The sequence below is a fragment of the Paenibacillus sp. FSL K6-2393 genome, from assembly GCF_038002545.1.
Taxonomy (GTDB): Bacteria; Bacillota; Bacilli; order Paenibacillales; family Paenibacillaceae; genus Paenibacillus.
Map to the genome: position 1 here is coordinate 3319808 of NZ_JBBOCU010000001.1, position 17423 is coordinate 3337230.

Genomic DNA, 17423 nt, shown 5'->3' on the forward strand with positions numbered 1-17423 from the left:
CCTCGACATTTTTTAACTAACTGCTATTTTACACAATGAAAAATAAACGATCTATTCTCAGAATTTGCTTCTTTAAACTCCCAATCACCATATGTTTCAATTTTTGAAAAACCGATTTGTTTCAGCGACTCATCGAATTCTTCTTGATTTCGAAACCTCAGCTGCATTTTTTCATGAACTAACACTTCATCTGTTTTTGTATTTTTTACCATTTCGTAGAAAGTGTAAATATCTCCCTCAAACCCTTCATATTCTGTATAGATTTCTAAAGGATCTCCGTTTAGTCTATCTTTAGCTAAGTCAGGAGTTTTGTCCTTCTCCCATTCTTCCCATACTTTTACCAAAGGGTTTCTTGTATCAAAAATAAAGTGACCCCCATTTTTTAGGGATCGGAATACGTCTGAGATTACTCGCTTCCAACTATCATCTGTAAGAAATACCTGTGCAACATTGGCTGTCATAATTACCGCATCATAGGTATTGGTTTGTAAATCCGCACTATCACCTATAATCCAATTCACATTTCCAGAATTATCTTTACTTCGCGCCATTTCAATCGCTTCTTCATTGGGATCTATAGCGGTAATTTTATAACCGCACTGAACAAGATGAGTAGTCCATCTTCCTGTTCCACAGCCCAGATCAGCTATGAATTCTACTTTTAATCTCTTTAACAATGCAAGGAAAAATTCATCATCTTTTCCCCAATGGTTAATCTGGTCGTATACTAATGGAATCATATATAATGTCTCCCCACTTTCAACAGCGTTTACTGTGCTCAACAGTTTGATGCCTCATACATAAACTATACAGTTTTAGTCTCATTCAGTGAACCAATAACTTCCCTGGTTGCTTCTATGAAAGATAACATGATTGGTGAAAGCGACTTGTCTTTATGCCACAACATCTGTGTATCTACCTGCAAGTCCGGAATTTGCCATGGGAGGACAACAAGTTCTCCACGTTCAACTTCAGATTTCGCGACGATCTCAGGAAGAAAGGCAATACCGATTCCTGAAATTGCACATTGTTTAATGGCTTCAGCACTTTGAAACTCTAAGTATGTAATGCTATCAATGCCCTCTTTCTCAAATGATCGATCAAACATCGTTCGATATGGACAACCCTTCTCATTTGTCAGGAACACTTCATCATGAAAATCTTCCAATTGCAGCACAGTTCGTTTGGCGAGTGGGTGATCTGGAGCAGTTAACAATCGGAAATGTTCTTCCAGCAAAGGTTCCACGGAAAGTCCACTCGAACGAATGGGTTCATCCAACATATAAACAATATCCGTGGTTCCCTCAAAGAGCGTTTGCTTGAGTTCTTGGTTCGGCACTGAGCGGAAGATTAGACGAACTCCCGGATGCTGCGAACGAAACCGTTGGAAGACAGGTGGAAGCCGATAGGAGCAAATAACCTCATTCGCACTTATCGTTAAGGTACCACTTAGTATTTCATTATCATGGACAGCACTGCGAGCTTCGTCCATTTTTTCAAGAACGCCCTGGGCGTGTGTTAAAAAGCGTTTACCCGCAGTTGTGAGCGCGAGTTGCTTGCCCAACCGATCAAAGAGGCGAACACCCAGCTCATCTTCCAATGCTTTGATTTGCATCGTGACGTTGGAAGGAACGTAGCTCAGTGCTTCTGCAGCCCGCGTGAAATTCAATGTTGTTGCAACCGTACAAAACGTATTCAGTTGACGCAATTCCATCTGATGATCCCCCCTTCATCTTTCAATTTTATTGAATGCTATTATGAATTCTATTCACTTTTATTGAGAGTATCACAGCTCTATACTGAGTACAAGAGATCACAGGGAACCTGTGGTTTTTCATTTTGAAGGGAGCGACTATACGATGGATTATGAAATTTTTAATTTGCGTGATGTACTCTTACAATCGGGAGTGTCGTTACCAAATGCTTTTCTTGCTTACAAAACATACGGAAAATTAAATGAACAGAAGGATAATGTTATTGTCTATCCAACGGCTTTTGGGGATCAACATGTTCAGAATGAATGGCTTATTGGCAGTGGGATGGCACTGGATCCAGAGAAATATTTTATTATCGTTCCCAATTTGCTGGGCAATGGACTCTCTTCCTCTCCCAGTAACACGCCTCCTCCATTTGATCGGGCTAACTTTCCACAGGTAACCATCTATGATAATGTTCGATTCCAGTACCAACTGCTGACCGAAAAATTCGGTATTCAAAAGATTGCTCTCGTCGTCGGGTGGTCAATGGGCGGCATTCAGGCATTTCAATGGGGGGCAAGTTACCCGGAGATGGTTGAACGAATCGCTCCTTTCGGAGGCATCGCCAAACCTTGGCCTCACACATTTGTGGTGCTGGAAGGCGTGAAGGCTTCGCTGCTATCTGCAGTCGGCTTAGACTCAAGTAAATTAAACCAACTAAGTTCTGCAGACATGCGTGCCGTTGGTCGGGTGTATGCAGGATGGGGACTATCACATGCATTTTATAGAGAAGAGCTATACCGTGAGATGGGATTTGACACATTGGAGGATTTTGTAGCTGGTGTCTGGGAAAATAGCTTTATGAATATGGATCCGCATAATGTTCTGGCCATGTTATGGACAGGCCAATATGCAGATATTAGTGCAAACCCCTCCTATAACGGAGACTTTGATAATGCACTTCAAAGCATAAAAGCTTATGCCTGTATCATGCCGGGAAGCACGGATCTCTTCTGCACAGCGGAAGATAATGAATACGAGGCTAAGCGTATACCTAATGCTGTCTTGAAACCAATCCAATCGATCTGGGGCCATTTTGCCGGTCGTGGAATCAACAGTGCCGATAATCAATGTATTGATGACAATCTAAAACACTTGTTGTCACTTAACACTAATGAATAGATCGTCATCTGCATTGGATGTCTGTCAGGCCTAGCAAGATTCTGTGTTCTTTAGCCCGGTTATTTCTCTCATGATTTCATAACCTGACTGATCGTATTTGAGGTCACCAGTACTTACTGGTTCGACCTCTTTATTCTGCGATCGTACTTCCTTTGACGAATTCTGCGAATTCTGAAGACCGTAGCATGTCTTTAATCTTAAAAGTTAAACTTATGTTTTATCGTTTGCATACCTGGCGTATATTCACAAAATTCATCTATCCTGCCCGTTAGCGTTATAAAGCATTAACTTTTAATATCTTCTTTAGCCTTTTGTCTATATCGAATTATGGAAAGAGGTAAATTAACTATTCCAAGAGTAAAAGAAGAGCCAATAGATATCCATTGAGATATTGAAGGATAATTCTGTTTTCCGTCTCCTACAGGTCCTATTTTGGGTTGGTGGCTATCCCACAAAACATATAAGAGACCAACAGCAGGTAACAATATGCAAATTACACTTGCAACTATATGTAACACATACTTGTTCAATCCTACCCCTCCATTATTGTATTCATGTCTTGAACTCTGTTTATATTATAACGTTAACTAAAATGGGAAATTACACTAACCTGACCCTTAGTTTAACAAAAATTTTTCTCCTTTAAGATATTTCCTAAAATAGTTTTGAATAACTGATGGAAAATTTGCCGCTAAGGATTGTTGTTCAAAAGTGGTGGATATATCATCTTGAAGAAGATGTTACGGCAGAACAGATGGATGAGTATTACTATCAGATGGTTAACGAGAAAATCATGTTAGATTAGCACGAGGCTCACTCTACGCTACACACCTAGCCAAGTTATCCAGCCTGACCTATTTTCACCAGAATAAGAAGGTATCTTATTGTTGAGATAAAATAAAAACCGATGGGCATTTACAAATGTAAAGTTCCATCGGTTTCTTTAGTTTTAGGATAGTTCGGTTGAAGGCCACAAATGCTGTGAATCTAAAATATAAGTCGATAAAATTATGCCTACTGATCAAAAAAATGGGTTACTATGTAGCAAATCAGCAATTGTTGCTTACCAGAGGCCTATGAAGTAACAACCACCTATATTCATCTTACGAGTTATATTCATTGTAAGCATCTTCAGTCGTCTGCACGTTCTTCATATACATAATCTTTCCCTCTTCATTTAAACGCATAATATCTATACCTTCTTTGGTGAAAACCGTGCCATCTACTGCTTGACCGCATACTGCCCAGTTAGTTCGATAACTGCCGTCGGGCTGAAGTACCCATGCATCCCACATATGTTTAATGTCTTTGTTGTATTCATAAATAGTCTTAATAACTACTTCGAATCCTGTTCGGCTGCTACCGTTCGAAATAACTTCGACATCCTCCGTAAATAAGGATAACAAGTCCTTCATAGCCCGATCGTCAGTGCGAGATGCATCAAACAAGCGAAAATAATTATTTAACATCGTGATGTTTGCATCGGTTTTCAGAGAGTTAGTAGTATTGCCAGCGGTTGCTGTATTGGACATGTTATTACCTCCTGTATTTTCTATACTGTCTTACGTAGTATAGTTTTCAGTTCGAATATTTTCGAACTGTTTGGCCTGAAAAGAAATATATCACACTTCCCACATAGCTGCAATACATAATTCGAAAATTTTCGAACAATAAAAAAGAGGTTGAAAATGCTAGTATCTATCTTATGAGAACTTTAAGAATCCATACAGGTTCGGAGAGAGGTCTTCAGAGAAGAAATCTCGTTTGGTAGTGAAATGTACAAACTTCATAAATTCCTTCGTTTTTATACCACTCCTTCTTCATTTGAGTCCTGTAGTATGACTTACATCGGGATAACAAAGGAGCAGAACGAATGAAGAAAACGATGATGTTAAGCTTACTCATAGTCATTACGGCAGGAATGATCTGGTGCAACTGGGGGCTTGTTAGGACAGGTCAGAATCAGCTGGAATCTACAGCTGGCACCAGCGACTGGCAGGAAAATAGGCTTATTGCACATGCATTTGGTGGAGTTAACGGGGCTAGTTACACCAATTCTTATGAGGCATTTATAACCAATTACAATAGAGGGTACCGTTTGTTCGAGGTTGATCTTGTGCAGACGACGGACGGGAAGCTTGTAGCCAGACATGATTGGTCGCAGAGGCTACAGCCGGATTTGGCGGCTCATCGCGGACGAAACGTAACAAGGATTCAATTTGCAAAGTCGCTTATCATGGGAAGATTCCACCCTCTTACACTGCCAGACATACTGCAGCTGATGCAGCAATATCCTGATTTTGACTTAATTGTGGATACGAAAGCAGGCAGCAAAGAGCAAATTCAGCAGCAGTTTGCGCATCTAGTCAATGAGGTTCGACGTACGGATCCTGCACTGCTCAACCGGATTATACCTGAAATTTTCAGCCCGGAAATGTATGACGCGGTTATGGGAATCCACCCCTTTCCAAACAAAATATATTCACTTTACAAAACTGGCGCCTCCGCCGAAAGTATTGTAGAATTCGTTAGGGACAAACAACTGACAGCGGTTGCCATGCCTGTATACCGCGTGTATCTAAACCCCAATTTAGTTCCAACACTACATAAGTTTGGGGTGAAAAGTTATGTTCACACCGTCAACAGCAGACCGGTTATGCAGATTCTGTCCAGGTTCGGGGTGCATGGATTTTACACGGATCAGGAAGAATCACCAGAGGAGCTGATGCTTGCAGACGCTCTCCCCGGCCATGTTGAATTTTCTGGATACATGAGTTCCGGATTAGTAAGTATAAGAAATATCGTGATGAAGGTGAGAAATAATGGCTATAAATAACATTCTTGTTGTAGACGATGAACCGGAAATTCGAGAAGCGCTCGTTATTTATTTGAAAAGCGAAGATGTGGATGTATTAACTGCCTCTAACGGATTGGAGGCGCTGGAAATTCTTGAACAAGAAACCATTCATCTTATTATCATGGACAACATGATGCCACAGCTCGATGGAATTAAAACGACATTTAAAATTCGTGAAAACAAAAATATACCGATCATTATGCTTTCCGCCAAGTCAGAAGATAACGACAAGATTTTGGGACTCAACGTTGGGGCTGATGACTATATTACGAAGCCGTTCAATCCTCTTGAGCTGATCGCTAGAGTCCGATCTCAGCTGCGCCGGTTTACGAATTTAGGTTCCTTCCAGTCAAACGGGGATGAGCTCATTCAAGTAAGAGGACTCGTGCTGAACAAAAGCTCGAAGACTGTTGAGATAGATGGAGAGGACGTCAGATTGACCCCGAAAGAATACAAAATTTTGGAGCTGCTGATGGAGAATAAGGGTAGGGTTTTCTCAATCGAAGAGATTTATGAGCGCGTGTGGAATGAACTGATCTTCACTTCAGACAATACGGTTGCCGTACATGTGAGAAACATTCGTGAAAAAATTGAAATCAATCCCAAAGACCCAAAATATTTAAAGGTGGTATGGGGAATTGGATACAAAATCGAGAAAAAATAAAGCCGATCGGAAGGTTCCAATCGACCTTATTGTCATCATTGTCGCCGCGATTTTATGGAGCCTCGTACTCATAAACAGGTATTCATACACGGGGTTGAGTCTGAGCTATTCAACCTCAAGTTACATCCAGACACTGCTTGCCTTAATTATTCTTTGCCTGCTGGCAAGCAGACTGGTTTTTTATTTTAAGGCACCCCATAGTAGGCGTTCCTTCTGGCATGGCAGTCTGCTGATGGATTACTTTCATATTTGGAGAACCTGTCTTAGAGCCAGTTTACAAAACTGGAGACTAACGTTTGGCCTCATCATGATGCTTTTGCTAACCGCGATAGCCGGCATTTGTATTTGGCAGGCAGTCACATATTACGGACAGGGGTGGCTTCTACTTTATTTGTTGCTCTACGTGTTGTTCTTGGTTCCATATATACTTTCCAAGCTTAGAAGATTCATCGCCATTATCAACGGGAGCAAAGAGATTGCCGAAGGGAACATTCAGAACACAATTCAGGATACCGGCAAGGATGATCTATCCAAGCTTGCTGGCTATATTAAAAATATGAAGGCCGGGTATCAAAGCGCGCTGGAGAATCAGATGAAGAGCGAACGGTTAAAAACAGAGCTGATTACCAACGTATCACATGATTTGAAAACCCCGCTTACTTCTATTATCAACTATGTTGATTTATTAAAAAAAGAAGATCTGTCTAGTGAGACCACCCGAGCCTATATTGAAACCCTGGACCGGAAGGCGCTACGGATGAAGCTGTTGATTGAAGACCTGTTCGAAATCTCAAAGATGGCCAGCGGTACAGTAGAGCTGGATATTGAGTACGTCGATGTCGCGACATTGTTGACACAGGCGATTGCCGAGTCCAACACCAGTATGGGACAAGCGTCGCCTGTGATTCGGGAGAGGATTGCGAAATTCCCGATCCATGCACATTTGGACGGCAATAAAATTTGGCGTGTATTCGAAAATTTAATTGGCAACGCGCAGAAATATTCGCTTCCGGGAACCAGAATCTATATTTATTTGGATGAGTCTGATGATCTGGTGCTATTCAAAATTCAAAACACTGCTGCTTATGAGATTGATTTTGCTGCGGAAGAGTTGTTCGAACGGTTCAAAAGAGCAGATGAATCTCGCCAGACAGAAGGCTCCGGCCTAGGGATGTCCATTGTGAAAAGTATCGTTGAGCTGCACGGCGGGGAGATCAAAATCGAAATTCATGGTGATCAATTCAACGTTATTATGCATTTGCCCAAGCAGCGCTTAATTTAAAGGTCCTAAAACTACGTTAACCCTCAATGCTCCTTTTCAGGAGTATGAGGGTTAACTTTTCATTGTTATTCAGGTGTTAAAGGTGAATCGTATGAATGGCTTACCAACATCGATTCCTAAATATTAGTCCAGAAGGCTGTAGATCTGAATGCTCTCCACCTTGGCATCCTTGATATGAAACGACATCACATCCACATAATTGGATGGCTCGTAACGGAAGTCATCCTCCTCATCTGGAGCTCCATCACCAAGCAGTTTCCCCTCAGGGTAGGCGTTTTTGAGTGTATCCAGGCTGTCTCCTGCTTTAATGTTTCGGACTGTCGCATACTTGGGGTCTGTGATTTCAATATGAAAGATGGAGTCTTGTTTCCCCTCCGGTATACTGATTGTTTTAATCTCCAGACCAGGATACGTGTACACTTTTTCTGTAAAACCGATTAACGTATCCATGTTTGTTCCATCGTCGGCACTGTACGTATGAGATTTCAGGTTATCGGGTTTGCCCAGCATCTGTTCCATCTGATCTTCATTCGCTGTATCCGAAATCGCAATGGTGTGCTCATTATAGACAAAAGCAAGCTCCTTCAGCACCACATTGCCTTCCTTTTCCATCGAACCTTCCTTAATCGCTTCAGTACCCTTTTCTTCCGAATTTTCTGAAGCAGGCGCAGTAGAATTGGTTGCTCCTTCGCCTTTGCTTTGTTCATTCGTTGTGTTCTGTCCGGTTGTTGGGGGCGTAGCATCACTGGACTGACAGCCCGTTAATGCCACCGTTAGTAAAGCACCTAGTACGATAAAACCTGCAGCTTTCTTTGTTAACTTCATCATGATCCCTCCATAAATGTGTGATTTGTTCTTATGAAGTGATTATAAATAAAACATTTGTTAGTCTCATAACAGAAATGTACCAATCTTGTAACGTTACCTATTCAGGCTTGGGTTTAGATGCAGGTCTACGCACGAGGCAAAACAATCGTAACGGTTGTACCTTCCCCAATTTGACTTTCCATGTCGATATATCCATTAAACCGCTCTACAATCTCTTTGCAAATGGAAAGTCCAAGACCTGAACCGTTCGCTGTGCTTGCATTTTTCGCCCGGTAAAAACGTTCCTGCACTCTCTCCAGCTCATCGCCCGCGATGCCGATCCCTTGATCACGTATACGTATAACCACCTCACTTGGCGTATGCTCCATCTCTACTTTAATCTGTGAGTGACTTCCTGAGTATTTGATGGCATTGTCCACAAGGTTGGCGATTGCATGGGACATCAACATTGGATTGACCTCGGCGTAGACTCTTGTCAGACCTCCATCTGCCGATCCTCCCTCCACTTTACTAACTTTGATCTCGATCCCTTTATCCTTAGCCTTGGCTCCCATATTCATTGTGACTTCCTGAATCAGTTCATTCATTTCCGTCTTTTCAACTTCCAGTTCGCTGGAACCAGCTTTGTCGAATCGGGATAACAACAACAGTTCATTAATCAAGCGCGTCAGCCGATCTGATTCCTGCAGCAGATGAGCATAGATTTTTTGCAGTTCCTTGTTCTCAGTCTCCCCTTCAACCAAGTATTGAGAGAAACCACGAATGGCTGCCAATGGTGTTTTTAACTCGTGAGATACGTTGGAGACAAATTGTTTCTGGTACTGAATGTAATCATGAAGCTGCCGCCCCATGGAATCCAGCCCATCTGCCAGCATGCCCAGCTCATCCTTCCGGTTTAGTTGGACTCTCCGAAACTCCTGTCTAGAGAAACTTTGCGCAGCGCCAAGCAACAGTTTAATCGGCTTGGTTGTGTTGCGGGCAATCCACAGACTGGATAATGTAATCAGTATAATAAATCCGCCTGCGCCGACAAACAGGATATAACGGATTTGATCCATAATTGCATAAAAGTAGGAAATGTCCTCCACGAACTCATACACATAAGCGTTCTCGTAGAATTGATCCTGAATGGGTGTCGCAAAATAAAGCAGATGATTTTCCGTAACGGTGTAGGCATAACTGCCGCTCAGTGCTTTCTCAATATTTTTGTCAAAAATAAGCGGTTTGCCATCATTAATGATGATGCCATCCACAGCCAGGCCCAGCAATTGCTTGGAGCTGTCATAGATACGTACTTCCTTGCCTGAAGCTTTCAGTTTCTCCAGAGCAAGTCTGGCAATTTCCTTCGTCTGGGGCTCTCCTGACGATGACCTATGCTGTGCCAACACCTCACGGAAGGACAACTCCGACAGATCTGCCTTCTCCATCATCTGTTTCTCAATGGTAATGAAGCTGTAGTAATCGATGGCTTTATTCACCGCAAAAATGATGATGCCAAAGGAGAGCACGGAGAAAAATAAATAATTCAGCAGTAACCGGGTTGCATACTTCAGGCCTCGCCACCTCCAAGTTGATAGCCAAATCCATAGATCGTCCTGACATACTTCGGTTCGTCCGCGTTATCCTCGAGCTTCTTCCGTAATCTCATGATGGTCATATCCACACTGCGACTGTCTCCCATAAAGTCATATCCCCATCCGATCTGCAGCAGTTCGTCCCGGGTAAAGATTTTTTCTGGCCTTTTCAGTAACGTTTCCAGAATTTTAAACTCTTTGGCCGTTAAAGACACGGGTACACCGTTTTTCAGCACTCTTCGGCTCTCCAGGTCAAAAGTCAGCTCTTCATGAATGATACGTGTCGATTGCACTTCTGTCCCTTCACTTGTGTCCTCCCTGCTCTCGTTTCTTCTCAGAATAACCTTGATCCGAGCGAGCAATTCACGATTGTCAAAGGGTTTGGTCATGTAATCTTCCGCCCCTAGCTCTAGTCCCAACACCTTGTCGATTACCTCATTTTTGGCAGAGAGCATGATCACTGGAATGGCACGCTTTCCGGTTATTTCCTTACACAAGTCATATCCAGAGCAGTCTGGCAGCATCAGATCAAGTACGACTAAATCGGGTTGAAAAGAGTCAAGCAGCTGCAAGCCCGTTTTGCCGTCCTCTGCGGTCTGCACATCGTAGTTTTCTCGCCTTAGCACCAGCTCAATTAAATCTCGAATTGCGATTTCATCATCAATGACTAGGATTTTCTTCAACTGTACACCCCTATCTAGCCTTGTTTTCACCAGCTTTAATCAATTATTAACCCATCTTAGCACAGGCGCTTTAGTTTCCTCCACCAACTGGAAGGTGAGGTATATTCCACTCAGCCCAACATAACTTGTAATAAACCCGAAGAAAGGAGAACAATCCATGGATCTGCTCTGGGTACTCATTGTTGGTGGACTTATTGGCTGGTTAAGCGGCAACTTGATTGGACGGGACGTACCGGGCGGTGTACTTGGGAACATTATTGCGGGTTTTATCGGTTCTTGGTTAGGAACGGAATTGCTGGGACCAAGGGGACCGGTGATTGGCGGATTTCATATTATTCCAGCCATTGTTGGCTCGATTATTGCCCTACTAATCTTCTTCGCTCTGGCACGCGGCGGAGCCTTCCGAAGACGTTAACCAAGAGAGGCGGAAACCGATACCGTCGTTCATTAGTACAGGATAAACATAAAAGGACCGAAAGCATTCATCGATGGAAGATGAACATTTACGGTCCTTTTTTTATTTTTGAACAAAAACGCAATCCGTATGATGGTTGATTTTCGTTTTAAACGGTACGAGGTGCATAAGCACAAAGAAAGACGCGTACGCCTTCAGTGATGATACGTTTGATTTGTTGCTCTTCCAATGCCTCTGTTTTTCTAGGTTGATTAAATACCAATAAAAACGTTAATGCAGCGAAGTGCTTTGTAGCCATTTCAGGATCGGGCACATGGAGCAATCCGGTATGTCCAAACTCTGTAAACCTCCTGATAATCCCCTCTTCAGTTGCGTTATCCAGCCTTTCAAAAAACGAGTCTGGCAGATTGGCGGCTTCCACCATAACCAGACGGATCAAAGCCATGTAATCGGACGAACCGTTCGCAGAAGCTACGATTTGTTCGCAAAATAAGATGAGCGCCTGTTTCAGATCCTCGAATTCCAAGAGGTGATCTGAAATTCCTTGCTCAATCATGTCTAGAACCGCCAAACTGGATTCTTCAACAACGGCAAGCAGTAGGTTCTGTTTGTCGCCATAATAATCATAAACTGTCCGTTTGGAAACTCCCGCTTTAGCTGCGACCGCATCGACGCTAGATCGATCAAACCCATCGGAAAGAAACAGGTCTCGTGCTGCCGCAATAATTTTAGCTCTTTTGTCTGAAGAGCCTTTGCGGATTTTCTTGTTTTCCGTATGATCCATTCTTACGTTGCCCCCTTATAGGTATACCATCAGAAATTGATTAGAGTTCTGTTCTGTTTACAAACTACACTGCACGGTGTAGTATAACGAATGTAGCATATCAAATCAATGATCAAGGAGGATTCTATTCATGAATACCAAGCCGTCTTTTGTTGATGTTCTCATTGTTGGGGCCGGACCTACAGGGCTTACACTTGCCTGTGATCTGGCTCGTCGAAACGTCGACCATCGTATTATTGAACGAAGCTCCTTATATCACGTTGCTTCTCGCGCCAAAGGCATCCAGCCTCGCTCGCTTGAAGTCGTCGATGATTTGGAGGCCGTCCACTACATTATTGACACAGGTGTTGTGGATTTGCCTGTTCGTTATTATACCGCAGATGGAAGGAGTGTGGACAAACCGGCTATTACCGTTGCAGCCAGCCCCGAACTTGAAACACCCTATCGTGATCCGGTCTGGATTGCTCAATATGATGTAGAAAAAGCTTTGCGCGACCAATATGCAGTGCTTGGCGGTCAAGTTGAGTTGGGCATGGAAGCTGTAGAGCTTGTTCAGGATGTGGATGGTGTAACGGTAACCGTAAATTCACCACAAGGAGAAGAGAAAATTCGCGCGCGTTATGTCGTCGGCGCTGACGGGGGCAAAAGCAATATCCGCAAGTTTATTCACTTACCGCTGGTTGGGGAAACACATGATCATGAGCGTTGGTATCTTGGCGATGTACGATTGGAAGGGTTAGATCGTGACCATATCCATATCTGGACATCTTCGGAGGGGATGGTTGGGGTGACCCCGCTGCCAAAATCCGATATTTGGCAACTGCAGGCTACAATTCCGCAAGAGATCGAAGAACCAGAGAAACCGTCGTTAGAGGCGTATCAAGCCATGTTTGACCGCCGCGCCGGGGCCGGACGTGTTCGGCTGACGGATGCTTCCTGGCTGTCCATCTACCGGGTCAACGTTCGTATGGTTGAATGTTACCGCAACGGCCGGGTCTTCCTTGCCGGCGATGCTGCTCATGTTCATTCGCCGGCCGGTGGTCAAGGCATGAATACGGGGATGCAGGACGCGTACAATCTCGGCTGGAAGCTGGCGGCTGTGATACGGGGAGCGGACACCTCCTTACTCGACACGTACGATGAGGAGCGCCGCCCAGTGGCTCAAGCCGTGCTTGAGGACAGCACGAAGAAGATGGGAGTGGTCATAGGAACGGCGACTGAAGGCGGAGGATTGTCCCAATCCTTGAGCACCATATCCGACGATCTAACGAGTGGGCTTCTCATTTCCTATCGCTCAAGTTCGCTTACCCGTCGTTCTGCTCGAACCAATGCTACCCGTTCATTTCCTGGGGATCGTGCTCCTAATGCTACGGGCTTGCAAGGCACCGGATTTGCAGGAAGTCTCTTTGACCTATTGCGAGGCCCACACTGGACGCTTTTGGCTTTTGCAAACAGCATCCATCCTTCGCTGAAGAACTTCACCAACAACGAACTCCATATACATTATATCCTGCCATCCAACGTGGAGGGGGCGGCGGAAGGTTTAATAGATACAGCAGGTAATGCCTATCGAATTTACGATGTAACAAGTAAAGAACTTGTATTGATTCGTCCCGACGGATACATTGCAATGCGTACCTCCATTGATGATACTTCATCGATTTCGAATTACTTGAATTCCATTTATCGGGCGAACTGATTTGGACAAGGTCAGCGGGAAATAAGATAAATTCAAGAGGAAATCAAAGAAGGGCAACTTTTGTCACCAAAAGCGGCCCCTCTCCTTTTACTTCAATCCATTTTTTAAATCTACGCAATGTTACAATCCAGACTACTGAAAAATCGTTCAACAAAAACATCACCGTATATTTTCTTCATATGCGCTGTGTTAAAAATATATTGTTCCATAGGCTCAAGCCTGCGCAGACTGCGTACCAGTACTTTCCGATCATCATCAGATAGATTAGGGTCATCGTCTATCTTCGTCAGAGCATTTTTCACACGAGCGGATACCTGTTCAACATACACATGGTTTTTGGATTTTGGCGGAATACATTGCGTCAGGTCACAGCTTACAAAACGAACACCGTCAAGGATGCAGTTTTCAAAATTGGCGATTAGCTTTTGTTTGCCATTTCCCTCAAACGTAATATCCACTAGCTTGCCGGTAAAGGAACAATTGACGATATTCGCCGCTCGTAAAATCCGGTCATTGAATCTACATTTAACAAAAGTACAGTCGATAAACGTAGCGTTCTCCAATGTCATCCCTCTCATATCACAGGAGGAAAATTCGCAATTGGTGAAAACAGCCTCGTCTCTGGCAATACCAACAGAGCGCAAGTCGGAACGAATAAATGTACAACGATCAATTGTACTACCGGCAAAAAATCTCACATTTGTAAGATCGCAGGTATCAAATATAAGATGCTGCAGGTCACAGCTCCAAAATATGGGTGAACCAACATTTGAGTTGATTATGGTCGTTCCACTTATCGTTTCGTGTTCATACCTGACAATATCAGAAAATAATTCGTTGTTTACTGACATACCAGACTCAAGTCTTCTCATCCCTATCACCCTATCATTTCTTCAGAATCTTTTTCAATTTATAATAACCTTATGTTGGAGTTGAATTCTCTTTGGAATCTACTTCTCATTTCACTCTAAAATGGTTTTGAGCATATTTGGTTACGAGAAGGACAGCACTGGATAGATAGGCTAAAGTCAACACCATGATAACAGCGGTTAATCCCCATAGTGTAGGACCTAGAAACATCGCCACAATAAAACTCAATGAAATAAGGCCGTTTACGAATGAGAAAAGAGGACTATTGGTTTCAAACTCCGTTGTGTAGGGTTGAATTACATAGTATAACAACAGATGATGTATTGAGAAAAATACAGCAAGTGCAATGGTTATAACCCAGATAGGAAGTAGCAAACTTATATCCTCTCCTCCAGTTAATACAAGTATAGATACACTTAGCACAGCTGCTAAACAAGAACCTAACTTTAGATTTATGCTTAATATACTTCTAAATCTTAACAGAAAATGCTTCTTTGCATGCTGGCGATAAAATGGATAGCGCATCAGCGGCTTATCACAATGGCAAAATAGAGCCTTACAAATCTGGCTACCTACTGTCAGATTTAGCATGACCATAATGATAAAAGGTGAGAATCTATCAATTGAATTTAGTGAAAGATGATCTTTGAAAATGAGTACCAACAAAGGTAGGAGTATGCCCATGATCATAATAGCCAATAAACGTCTGTGGAACGGTGCACGGAGGAGAGTGGTATGCCTGGTAACAAAAATTTCGTGTAATTGTTCGTATCCCTTTTTTTCAAATGCGCTCTGCTCGTTGACATGAAGGTTAGATGAGGAAGGCCTGGCAAGATCATGATCCTTTGACTGAACCATTCTCTGTTGAAGATCAGCAATCCGTATTTCTGGATTTAACAATGGATCGGCATGGTTTGTTACTGCGCACACTGCAGATGTGAAATCTGTATATTTTAGTAAAACATAACCACACATAACCCCGGACAACGATATCAGTGTCATAAGCCATGGTTGATCCAATATCACAGACCCAAATAGAGGAAGGTTTAGTTTTGTGAAGGGAAGGTATGCAAAAGTAAGTGCCAGCAACATGCTCAAACTCGTAGCCCATGTTTTCTGTACAAGAACAATCCCCTTCCATTTAAATAATGCCAAATGTAAAAATTCACATATCAATCGCCAAAAAGTCATCATTCCCACAATCAGCAATGCATGAGGAATTGAAAATTTAAAAAGTACCGCAACCAGAGTCATAGCAATCCCTTGATAGATGAAAAATGTCGTATACCGATAAAATAGCGTAGCTCGCATATATTTGGTTGGGTTTATCCGCATAAGTCGGATAGATGTATACTTCATTTTGTTTGATTCCAACACTTTTGTACTCGTTACCCCAGCCATTACACCACTTATGCAAAAATACATGTGAAGAAGAAGGTTAAAATGCTCCGTACGATTAACATTTTCCGTCCATAAGAGCATGGGCAATGCAAACATTCCCCCGAAATATAATAAGCTTTCCAATAAACCAGCGACAAATAATAAAATAACCGCAATTGCACCGATGGTACGTTTAGTCCGAAAAGCAGCATAAGTTTGTGCACTGATTAAATTGCCTGCAAACGGTAACTTTTGCGTGAAATAGATTAAACGGTTGACCAGCGTAATCATCTGTAACTGCCACATGCGAGAAATTGTACTAAAGATTCCCGTCATAGGCGTTCTCCTTCGTACTTCCATTTTGGCTTTCATTCCGTAATAATTCAATTACCTGCTCTTCAAAGTCGGGCTGAGTAAGAATTTCGGGTGAAATCTGTGTTAAACTCCCGTGATTTAAAATAATTAACTCATCACACAGATCCGTGGCCAATTGCAATATATGGGTCGAGAAAATTAGGATATGATCTTTTTTTAAATCACGCAACAATTGTTTCATCTCACTCGCAACGATAACATCAAAGGAAGTTAAAGGTTCGTCCAACAGAATCACTGCAGGTTTTATGAGTAAAAATAACAACATTTGAACTTTATTTTTCATTCCATGCGAGTAATGTTTAATGAGCTTATGTCGGTCATCCTGCGCAATGTGCATCATATCAAGAGAGCATCAATATTGTTACCTCGTTCTTCAATTACATCTACGTTAACATCGATGAAAAAACGTACAAATTCATATCCTGTCAGAAATTCTGGTAACAGTGGCAGTGAATAAACGTATCCTACATCACCCATTTCCAAGTCACGCGATTTTGATCCGTTGACGAGTTTCATTTTGCCGCCATCTACTTGGATCTCGCCACCTAAACAATTGAATAACGTTGTTTTTCCGGCGCCATTGCGCCCAAGAAGACCATAGATTTTTCCCTTTTCAAATTGAAAACTTAAATTGGCTAATACTTTTTTTTCACCAAAACTCTTCTCTACATTTTGCAACACCAATTCCATTTATTTGTTCCTCGCTTTCAAACCATTTCGTTTTTTGTTTAACTGAGAATTCAATAGTTACATGCATGCCATTTTTCACGTTTTTATTCATATCTAATAATTGTTTAGTTTTCATCCGTATCAATCCCTTCAATTTTTTTGATAAAAGGATAAGAATTAATATCCCTTTAATAGGTGAATCGTCTCACTTGACCAATATAACTGATCTTGGAAATAGACAATCACTCTAAACTGGTATTCTATTTTGAACGTTATAATTCCTTGTATTTACATATAAAAGTCTATTTGATACAACAAAAAAGCCGCTATAATAGCGACTTTCCATAGGAATTCGTTCTTTACATAGATAATTATGCTCAGATTCCGGATTAATACAAATATCCTAATAAATCTTGAATCTTTGTCGCTAATTCCCCACTAAAAAAGGGAACGAATAAACCGAC

General features: G+C 42.3%; 19 protein-coding genes. 6 read left to right on the forward strand and 13 right to left on the reverse strand.

Translation table 11 applies throughout. The features are described 5' to 3' along the window. Positions 1 to 23: 23 nt before the first annotated feature. Both MHI14_RS14720 and MHI14_RS14725 read right to left on the reverse strand, forming a co-directional pair. Complete coding sequence (locus MHI14_RS14720; RefSeq protein WP_341130626.1) at positions 24 to 740, reverse strand: class I SAM-dependent DNA methyltransferase; 717 nt, start codon at positions 738 to 740, stop codon at positions 24 to 26. A gap of 65 nt (positions 741 to 805) precedes the next feature. Continuing rightward, complete coding sequence (locus MHI14_RS14725) at positions 806 to 1714, reverse strand: LysR family transcriptional regulator (RefSeq protein WP_341130627.1); 909 nt, start codon at positions 1712 to 1714, stop codon at positions 806 to 808. 145 nt (positions 1715 to 1859) lie between these two features. On the opposite strand from MHI14_RS14725, the gene MHI14_RS14730 reads away from it, so the two are divergent. Continuing rightward, positions 1860 to 2879 (forward strand): alpha/beta fold hydrolase, encoded by a 1020-nt coding sequence (locus MHI14_RS14730; protein WP_341130628.1) that lies wholly within the window; start codon positions 1860 to 1862, stop codon positions 2877 to 2879. Between the two features lie 284 nt (positions 2880 to 3163). Here MHI14_RS14730 and MHI14_RS14735 read toward each other — a convergent pair whose 3' ends face one another. Continuing rightward, a complete protein-coding gene (locus tag MHI14_RS14735; protein ID WP_341130629.1) occupies positions 3164 to 3409 on the reverse strand; it encodes a hypothetical protein in 246 nt (81 codons plus the stop codon). Positions 3410 to 3982: 573 nt separating this feature from the next. Continuing rightward, positions 3983 to 4411 (reverse strand): nuclear transport factor 2 family protein, encoded by a 429-nt coding sequence (locus MHI14_RS14740; RefSeq protein ID WP_341130630.1) that lies wholly within the window; start codon positions 4409 to 4411, stop codon positions 3983 to 3985. Positions 4412 to 4752: 341 nt separating this feature from the next. On the opposite strand from MHI14_RS14740, the gene MHI14_RS14745 reads away from it, so the two are divergent. The 3 genes from MHI14_RS14745 to MHI14_RS14755 are packed head-to-tail and all read left to right on the forward strand — an operon-like array spanning position 4753 to position 7682. After that, on the forward strand, positions 4753 to 5715 hold the full coding sequence (locus MHI14_RS14745; RefSeq protein ID WP_339309594.1) for a phosphatidylinositol-specific phospholipase C/glycerophosphodiester phosphodiesterase family protein: 963 nt from the start codon (positions 4753 to 4755) through the stop codon (positions 5713 to 5715). Next, the gene (locus MHI14_RS14750; protein ID WP_091029908.1) at positions 5702 to 6400 is read left to right on the forward strand and encodes a response regulator transcription factor; all 699 of its coding nucleotides are present in this window, start codon (positions 5702 to 5704) and stop codon (positions 6398 to 6400) included. Before MHI14_RS14745 ends, MHI14_RS14750 begins: the two co-directional genes overlap by 14 nt. Further along, complete coding sequence (locus MHI14_RS14755) at positions 6375 to 7682, forward strand: sensor histidine kinase (protein ID WP_341130631.1); 1308 nt, start codon at positions 6375 to 6377, stop codon at positions 7680 to 7682. The genes MHI14_RS14750 and MHI14_RS14755 overlap by 26 nt, the downstream gene beginning before the upstream one ends. A 123-nt stretch (positions 7683 to 7805) precedes the next feature. Here MHI14_RS14755 and MHI14_RS14760 read toward each other — a convergent pair whose 3' ends face one another. The 3 genes from MHI14_RS14760 to MHI14_RS14770 form a co-directional block, all read right to left on the reverse strand. Then, entirely contained in the window at positions 7806 to 8507 is a 702-nt protein-coding gene (locus MHI14_RS14760) for a hypothetical protein (RefSeq protein WP_341130632.1), read from the reverse strand. Positions 8508 to 8635: 128 nt separating this feature from the next. Further along, positions 8636 to 10018, reverse strand: a complete 1383-nt coding sequence (locus tag MHI14_RS14765; RefSeq protein WP_091029914.1) for a sensor histidine kinase — start codon at positions 10016 to 10018, stop codon at positions 8636 to 8638. A 41-nt stretch (positions 10019 to 10059) separates the two neighbouring features. After that, the gene (locus MHI14_RS14770; protein ID WP_133384964.1) at positions 10060 to 10767 is read right to left on the reverse strand and encodes a response regulator transcription factor; all 708 of its coding nucleotides are present in this window, start codon (positions 10765 to 10767) and stop codon (positions 10060 to 10062) included. Positions 10768 to 10924: 157 nt separating this feature from the next. Between MHI14_RS14770 and MHI14_RS14775 the strand changes: the two genes are divergently transcribed. Then, on the forward strand, positions 10925 to 11182 hold the full coding sequence (locus tag MHI14_RS14775; protein WP_024630063.1) for a GlsB/YeaQ/YmgE family stress response membrane protein: 258 nt from the start codon (positions 10925 to 10927) through the stop codon (positions 11180 to 11182). A gap of 148 nt (positions 11183 to 11330) precedes the next feature. Here MHI14_RS14775 and MHI14_RS14780 read toward each other — a convergent pair whose 3' ends face one another. Next, a complete protein-coding gene (locus tag MHI14_RS14780) occupies positions 11331 to 11966 on the reverse strand; it encodes a TetR/AcrR family transcriptional regulator (RefSeq protein ID WP_341130633.1) in 636 nt (211 codons plus the stop codon). A 130-nt stretch (positions 11967 to 12096) separates the two neighbouring features. Between MHI14_RS14780 and MHI14_RS14785 the strand changes: the two genes are divergently transcribed. Then, positions 12097 to 13665 carry an FAD-dependent monooxygenase gene (locus tag MHI14_RS14785; RefSeq protein WP_091029923.1) on the forward strand — a complete coding sequence of 523 codons (1569 nt, stop codon included), beginning with the start codon at positions 12097 to 12099 and terminating at the stop codon, positions 13663 to 13665. Positions 13666 to 13775: 110 nt separating this feature from the next. Here the strand turns inward: MHI14_RS14785 and MHI14_RS14790 are convergent, their stop codons facing one another. From MHI14_RS14790 to MHI14_RS14810, 5 genes are all read right to left on the reverse strand, one after another. Next, positions 13776 to 14537, reverse strand: coding sequence for a pentapeptide repeat-containing protein (locus tag MHI14_RS14790; RefSeq protein ID WP_341130634.1), 762 nt, complete (start codon positions 14535 to 14537; stop codon positions 13776 to 13778). Positions 14538 to 14622: 85 nt separating this feature from the next. Further along, positions 14623 to 16251 (reverse strand): hypothetical protein, encoded by a 1629-nt coding sequence (locus tag MHI14_RS14795; protein WP_091029928.1) that lies wholly within the window; start codon positions 16249 to 16251, stop codon positions 14623 to 14625. Further along, the gene (locus tag MHI14_RS14800; RefSeq protein WP_341130635.1) at positions 16235 to 16627 is read right to left on the reverse strand and encodes a hypothetical protein; all 393 of its coding nucleotides are present in this window, start codon (positions 16625 to 16627) and stop codon (positions 16235 to 16237) included. The genes MHI14_RS14795 and MHI14_RS14800 overlap by 17 nt, the downstream gene beginning before the upstream one ends. Beyond that, on the reverse strand, positions 16627 to 16980 hold the full coding sequence (locus tag MHI14_RS14805) for an ATP-binding cassette domain-containing protein (RefSeq protein ID WP_341130636.1): 354 nt from the start codon (positions 16978 to 16980) through the stop codon (positions 16627 to 16629). The genes MHI14_RS14800 and MHI14_RS14805 overlap by 1 nt, the downstream gene beginning before the upstream one ends. Next, positions 16940 to 17095, reverse strand: a complete 156-nt coding sequence (locus MHI14_RS14810; protein WP_341130637.1) for a hypothetical protein — start codon at positions 17093 to 17095, stop codon at positions 16940 to 16942. The genes MHI14_RS14805 and MHI14_RS14810 overlap by 41 nt, the downstream gene beginning before the upstream one ends. Between the last annotated feature and the right edge of the window lie 328 nt (positions 17096 to 17423).

Coding starts and splice junctions, on each gene's coding strand:
- MHI14_RS14730 (WP_341130628.1), top strand. CDS start 1,860: ATGGATTATGAAATTTTTAATTTGCGTGATGTACTCTTACAATCGGGA.
- MHI14_RS14750 (WP_091029908.1), top strand. CDS start 5,702: ATGGCTATAAATAACATTCTTGTTGTAGACGATGAACCGGAAATTCGA.
- MHI14_RS14780 (WP_341130633.1), bottom strand. CDS start 11,966: ATGGATCATACGGAAAACAAGAAAATCCGCAAAGGCTCTTCAGACAAA.
- MHI14_RS14720 (WP_341130626.1), bottom strand. CDS start 740: ATGATTCCATTAGTATACGACCAGATTAACCATTGGGGAAAAGATGAT.
- MHI14_RS14740 (WP_341130630.1), bottom strand. CDS start 4,411: ATGTCCAATACAGCAACCGCTGGCAATACTACTAACTCTCTGAAAACC.
- MHI14_RS14805 (WP_341130636.1), bottom strand. CDS start 16,980: ATGGAATTGGTGTTGCAAAATGTAGAGAAGAGTTTTGGTGAAAAAAAA.
- MHI14_RS14810 (WP_341130637.1), bottom strand. CDS start 17,095: ATGAAAACTAAACAATTATTAGATATGAATAAAAACGTGAAAAATGGC.
- MHI14_RS14800 (WP_341130635.1), bottom strand. CDS start 16,627: ATGCACATTGCGCAGGATGACCGACATAAGCTCATTAAACATTACTCG.
- MHI14_RS14795 (WP_091029928.1), bottom strand. CDS start 16,251: ATGACGGGAATCTTTAGTACAATTTCTCGCATGTGGCAGTTACAGATG.
- MHI14_RS14785 (WP_091029923.1), top strand. CDS start 12,097: ATGAATACCAAGCCGTCTTTTGTTGATGTTCTCATTGTTGGGGCCGGA.
- MHI14_RS14775 (WP_024630063.1), top strand. CDS start 10,925: ATGGATCTGCTCTGGGTACTCATTGTTGGTGGACTTATTGGCTGGTTA.
- MHI14_RS14725 (WP_341130627.1), bottom strand. CDS start 1,714: ATGGAATTGCGTCAACTGAATACGTTTTGTACGGTTGCAACAACATTG.
- MHI14_RS14760 (WP_341130632.1), bottom strand. CDS start 8,507: ATGAAGTTAACAAAGAAAGCTGCAGGTTTTATCGTACTAGGTGCTTTA.
- MHI14_RS14745 (WP_339309594.1), top strand. CDS start 4,753: ATGAAGAAAACGATGATGTTAAGCTTACTCATAGTCATTACGGCAGGA.
- MHI14_RS14790 (WP_341130634.1), bottom strand. CDS start 14,537: ATGAGAAGACTTGAGTCTGGTATGTCAGTAAACAACGAATTATTTTCT.